This window comes from uncultured Mucilaginibacter sp. (assembly GCF_903913935.1).
Classification (GTDB): Bacteria; Bacteroidota; Bacteroidia; order Sphingobacteriales; family Sphingobacteriaceae; genus Mucilaginibacter.
The window spans coordinates 1-3,566 of record NZ_CAIWNH010000140.1 but is presented as its reverse complement, the minus strand read 5'-3'; the positions used below and the strand labels follow the sequence as shown (position 1 = coordinate 3,566).

Here is a 3,566-nt window from a genome sequence, read left to right as displayed (position 1 = left end):
CAAGTATTACTGAGGATGAAATTTCAAAAGTTGAGAATTTGTTGGATAGTTTTGTAGCCATTTACAACAAAAACGCCACTGAATATGACCAAAAAATAGACAAGCCCAAATCGTATTTCAAACAATTAATCGTAGTTATCAATTCAAAGGGCGAAAAAGAAGTTTGGGTAAACTGTTTTTGTTCCGCATCGGATAAATCTTACTGGAAAAAAGATATTGTTCAGGTAGAAGACGGCGGAGGTTGTTATTTTCAGTTGAGGGTTAATTTAACCAAAAACTTTGTTCATGATTTTCGCGTCAATGGCATAGCCTAATCAAAATAAAAAATCCCGGCCAAAACCAGGGCTTTTAATTAGTGAATTATTGATTAAGGTTTGATCAACTTTAACCAAACCCAATCGTCTTCTTCCCGGCTTTCGGTCTTTAATGACTTCCGGACTTACATAAATATACAACAAATAGGTGGTTTAATTTGTTTGGGGGAAGATATTGACATGGATTTGACATGAAATTCAGCGTTAATTGCCTCATTTCACCCGACCTATATTTCAGTATAACAAATATTAATAAACGCAAATTTTCTCAAAAACTACTGACAGGATTTTGTCACTGACAAAATCCTGTCAGTAGTTAAGTTATTAATTATAAGCCGTTTAGCGCTTTGTAGCAGGTTGTAGCACGTGTAGCGCTACGCAACAAAAACTTCAACGCGACATTTATTATTTTAGCGTTAAAAACCTCCTGACAGCGCAGAAAAAATCCCGGCGATGGGCCAGGATTTTAATTATTGAATGAATGAGTTAGTGAATTAGTGAATTCAAAAACCTTTCGCCTTTCACCTTTATGCTTTCACCTTTTTCAGTTCCTCTGCCATTGCCGCGCCAATTTCAGCAGGAGATTCTACCACGCGGATGCCGCATTCACGCATAATTTTCATTTTTGCTGCCGCGGTGTCATCTGCTCCGCCAACTATCGCGCCGGCGTGGCCCATACGGCGTCCCGGAGGCGCGGTTTGGCCTGCGATAAAACCTACAACAGGCTTGGTGCCGTGTTCTTTGATCCAGCGGGCTGCTTCGGCTTCCATGCCGCCGCCGATTTCGCCGATCATAATGATACCGTGGGTATCCGGGTCGTTCATCAACAGTTCAACCGCATCTTTGGTTGGGGTACCAATGATCGGGTCGCCGCCAATGCCAATGGCAGTGGTGATGCCCATACCGGCTTTTACTACCTGGTCAACTGCTTCGTATGTTAAAGTACCTGATTTGGACACTACGCCCACGTGGCCTTTTTTAAAGATAAAGCCCGGCATAATACCAATCTTGCTTTCGTCGGCAGTAATAATACCCGGGCAGTTAGGGCCAATCAAACGGCTATCCCTGCCTTTTAAATATTCTTTCACCATGATCATATCCTTTGTAGGGATCCCTTCGGTGATACATACAATTACTTTAATTCCTGCTTCGGCCGCTTCCATAATGGCATCGGCAGCAAATGCAGGGGGCACAAATATGATAGATACATCGGCGCCTGTTTTTGCCACCGCGTCGGCTACAGTATTAAATACCGGCCTGTCGAGGTGGCTCTGGCCGCCTTTGCCCGGCGTAACACCGCCAACCAGCTGGGTACCATACTCTATCATCTGCGATGCATGGTAAGTACCTTCGTTCCCTGTAAAACCCTGAACTATAACTTTGGAATCTTTATTTACGAGTACACTCATTGTGCTTTTTGAATTTATAGCGCAAAGCTAAAGTTTTTGATCGAATGTCAAGCCCCCTTGCCCCCTAAAGGGGGAATATTTTTACAATCTGTATAGCTTCATTTAAATCATCTAAAAACGGGATGCCTTTTCCCGTCTAATATTCAAAAACTCCTCCGCTAGTTAGCGGAGGTTGGGGGGCCAGGCTGCGTGTACTCCCCTTCACTCTTCGCGATAACAATGGTCGCTATCCCGTTCCCGATCATATTGGTAATCGCCCGCGCCTCCGACATAAACCTATCAACCCCCAATAATATGGCTACGCCTTCCGCAGGGATGATCTTTATCGCTGCAAGCGTAGAAGTTAAAATGATAAACCCGCTGCCGGTTACGCCAGCCGCGCCTTTACTGGTGATCATTAATATCCCTATAATGGTGAGTTGCTGCACCAGCGTGAGCGGGATATGAAATACCTGCGCCAAAAATATCACCGACATCGACAGGTAGATCGTCGTCCCATCCAAATTGAATGAATAGCCTGCGGGGATCACCAGCCCCACCACCGAGCGGGAGCATCCGAATTTCTCCATTTTATCCATCATGGCGGGCAATACCGATTCGGAGGAAGAGGTGCCCCATACCACCAGGATCTCTTCCTTAATAAAAGCCAGGTATTTCCATAAGCTGAATTTGTACAGGTAACAAATAAGGTTGAGTACACCGAAGATGAAAAATATAGAAGTGAGGTAAACCGAGCCCATCAATATGCTCAATGGCTTGAGTGTTTTGAGGCCAAAGGTACTGATGGTATAGGCCATCCCGCCAAAAGCACCAATGGGTGCCACACGCATTACCATGTGCATGATCTTGAAAAAAACTTTACTGAATTTATCAAATAAGCTGATCACGGTTTGCCCGGTTTCGCCCAGGTGACTGAGCGCAAAACCAAACAATATCGCGAAAAACAGGATCTGCAAAATGTCGCCCTTTGCAAAAGCCTCAAATATATTGGGTGGTACGATATGGGTTAAAATATCCAGCCAGTGCATGTCAGCAGCGGCTTTTTGGTAAACGGCCAGTTTAGAGCTATCTGCGGCAATTTTGCTAACGAAACCATCTCCGGGCCTTAAAATATTGGCGACGATCATCCCGATAACCAGGGCGCAGGTACTTACGATCTCAAAATAAAGTAAAGCTTTGCCCCCTACCCGGCCCACTTTTTTCATATCACTCATACCTGCTATGCCCAATACGATGGTAAAAAAGATGATCGGCGCGATGAGCATCGTGATCAAACTGATAAAGGTTTGGCTGATGATTTTTGCTGTCGGTCCAAAAGTGGGGAAGCAAAAACCAACGATTACGCCTAACAGGATGCCTGCCAGTACCTGGAAATTTAAATTGGTAAGGAGTTTCTTCATGCAAAACAAGTATACAATTAAAAAGAAGACTTTTAAAGTGGCAAAGAATTATTTAGGTTGAAGGAGATAAAAACGCCCGTCTGCTTGGCGTAGCAGACGGGCGGATCAAATATTTTAGTGGATGTGTATTTCCTGTTATGCTACCGCGCCTGTTTGCAGGTTTACGTTATATGCTTTACCATTAATAGTTACTGCTGCCATGTGGTTGCCAAGGAACGTAATAGTACCCTGGTAATTCCACGCGCCTTTAGGACCGCTTCCGCTGGTGTTAAAGGTAGCCGTACCGCTGATCACATCGCCCGCAGCCGGGCTAAAAATTACTGAAGTAAGGGTGTAATTAAAAACTTCGGTACCGCTCCTTTTAGTACCCGTATTGTACTGGTAACTTCCGTTTGAGGCTAATGAACCGTTAAGCGATAAATTTTCATTTTGATTTAATGGAT

Annotated in this window: 4 protein-coding genes; 1 reads left to right on the top strand and 3 read right to left on the bottom strand. The window is 44.2% G+C overall.

From position 1 onward, the window contains the following. Window positions 1-314 (top strand): hypothetical protein (locus QZY09_RS05345; RefSeq protein WP_295669189.1); only part of this gene is annotated, 314 nt, incomplete at its 5' end. 527 nt (window positions 315-841) lie between these two features. On the opposite strand, the gene sucD is transcribed toward QZY09_RS05345, so the two are convergent. From sucD to QZY09_RS05330, 3 genes are all read right to left on the bottom strand, one after another. Further along, the gene (sucD, locus tag QZY09_RS05340) at window positions 842-1,723 is read right to left on the bottom strand and encodes a succinate--CoA ligase subunit alpha (protein ID WP_295669186.1); all 882 of its coding nucleotides are present in this window, start codon (window positions 1,721-1,723) and stop codon (window positions 842-844) included. Between the two features lie 158 nt (window positions 1,724-1,881). Next, entirely contained in the window at window positions 1,882-3,123 is a 1,242-nt protein-coding gene (dctA, locus tag QZY09_RS05335) for a C4-dicarboxylate transporter DctA (RefSeq protein ID WP_295669183.1), read from the bottom strand. 135 nt (window positions 3,124-3,258) lie between these two features. Continuing rightward, a partial coding sequence (locus tag QZY09_RS05330; RefSeq protein WP_295669180.1) for a hypothetical protein occupies window positions 3,259-3,566 on the bottom strand: 308 nt, incomplete at its 5' end.